The organism is Bacteroides sp. GD17 (assembly GCF_038448625.1).
Lineage (GTDB): Bacteria > Bacteroidota > Bacteroidia > Bacteroidales > Bacteroidaceae > Bacteroides.
The window spans coordinates 1-1,942 of sequence record NZ_JBCEZS010000049.1 but is presented as its reverse complement, the minus strand read 5'-3'; the positions used below and the strand labels follow the sequence as shown (position 1 = coordinate 1,942).

The following is a 1,942-nucleotide window of genomic DNA, read 5'->3' as shown; positions in this document are numbered from 1 at the left end:
GCGGGGGCGTGTGAGGATGCGTTGCGCAGCCCTTCGGTATGTCTCTACACACGCCCTCCCCCCTGCGGGGTACTCCCTCTAACTTAGAGGGAGAGCTGGGGATGCCCGCGCGCGCTATTCAAGGAATTGTATCTCTTTCCATCGATGTCCGTGGAACTGCACCAGCGGGCCCGTCGTCCCTCCCTCCGCGTCCGTGCAGGCGGGGCGCAGGGCGGGGTTGAGGATGAGGGTGCATTGGTTGGTGCGGTCGGTGCCGCCCGAGAGATACTGGTCATAGCCTATGCCGCTGAAGGCGGTGGCATTCACCTGGTTTTCATCCGTCACGCCGGAGATATCGAGGTGGGTGAGGACGGAGCAAGCGTCGAATGCATCATATTCGATGCTCTGAACCGCGGGCAGGCTGAGGGTGGTGAGGGCACTGCACATGCAGAATGCGAAGTTTCTGATGCTCTGTGCCTTGGGTAGGTTGACGGTGGTGAGGGCGGTGCAATAGAAGAATGCGAAGCTTTCGATGCTCCGGGCCTCGGGCAGATTGATGGTGGTGAGGGCTTCGCAGTGGCTGAATGCGTTGTCTTCGATGCTCTCCGCCTTGGGCAGGCTAATGCTGGTGAGGGCTTCGCAGTAGTTGAATGCGTTTTCTCCGATGCTCTGAACCTGGGGCAGGCTGAGGCTGGTGAGGGCGCAGCTCACGAATGCTCTTTCTCCGATGTTCTGCACCTTGGGCAGGCTGACGGTGGTGAGGGCGTTGCATTCGTTGAATGCGCAGTATCCGATGCTCTGCACCTCGGGCAGGCTGGCGGTGGTGAGGGCGCGGCCATACTGGAATGCGTAGTCTCCGATGCTCTGTGCCTTGGGTAGGCTGAGGCTGCGCAGCTGCTGGCCGTATTCGAATGCGCCATTCGCCACTTCCGTCACGTCAGCCAGCGTCAGGTGGACGTAGCCGTTCGTGCCGTCGTAGGTGGTGCCGAAGCCGGTGCCGGGCTGCACCATCTTGAAGATGTTCTTCAGCGCCGTCACTACATTCTCCTCCACCGTCTGGTTCTTCGTCTTTCCGGTGTTGTTGTAGTTGTCCGTTCCTCCTCCGGAGATAATCCAGNGCACCATCTTGAAGATGTTCTTCAGCGCCGTCACTACATTCTCCTCCACCGTCTGGTTCTTCGTCTTTCCGGTGTTGTTGTAGTTGTCCGTTCCTCCTCCGGAGATAATCCATCGGGGGTTGTCCAGTCCGTTGAATAGGTTGGTGTCCAGCGTGTTCAGTCCGTCGCCGTAGATGGTTCCCTGGGCGTCGGCGTCGGGGCCGGTGCGGAGGAAGACGGTTTCGGCATCGTCCACGGTTCGCTTCCATCCGGGGGCGTAGGGGCGGGCGGCGTCGGGGTTCTGCAGGGCGTCGAAGGCGGGGGCGGTGGGCTGGCCGATGGCGCTGAGGGCGAAGAGGGGGAGGGCGTCGGACGCTCCGCTTGAGGCGCGGGAGTAACTAACTGCTCCGCCTGAACCAACGGTCGGCGTCAGCCAAAGGGGAGCTGTCCGAAGGACTGAGGGGTCTTCCACGCCGCAAGGGCTTTCGGTGACGCTTTCGGTGACGCTTGTTGTGCGTGAGGTTGTGCGTGAGGTTGTGCGTGAGACCCCCTCCCCGCTTCGCGGTACTCCCCCTTTGGCTTGCGCCGACCGTTGGTTCAGGCGGGAGAGTTGAGATACTCCGTCATCGCAGGGCAGATGCAGCAACGCGGTCGTTCCCTGTGCGGCGTACTGGTCGGCAGTCATTCCCTCGGGCGGGTTCTGGGCCGGGGGGGCGACGATGAAGTAGGTGGCGGTGGCATGTGCGGCGTCGCGCTCGGCCTGCGGGGTGTCGGAGGAGGCGAAGGTGAGGGCGAGGATGGCGCGGTCGGGCATCAGTCGGCACAGCTGCACGAGGGCGGTGCGGCGGGTCCACTGCGGTGCGGGC

At 62.8% G+C, this 1,942-nt stretch carries 1 protein-coding gene; it reads right to left on the bottom strand.

Features of this window, described 5'->3' with window-relative positions:
• Positions 1 to 114 precede the first annotated feature (114 nt).
• Positions 115 to 990 (bottom strand): leucine-rich repeat domain-containing protein, encoded by an 876-nt coding sequence (locus tag AAE250_RS23705; protein WP_446715785.1) that lies wholly within the window; start codon positions 988 to 990, stop codon positions 115 to 117.
• Positions 991 to 1,942: the final 952 nt, after the last annotated feature.

Coding starts and splice junctions, on each gene's coding strand:
- AAE250_RS23705 (WP_446715785.1), bottom strand. CDS start 990: ATGGTGCAGCCCGGCACCGGCTTCGGCACCACCTACGACGGCACGAAC.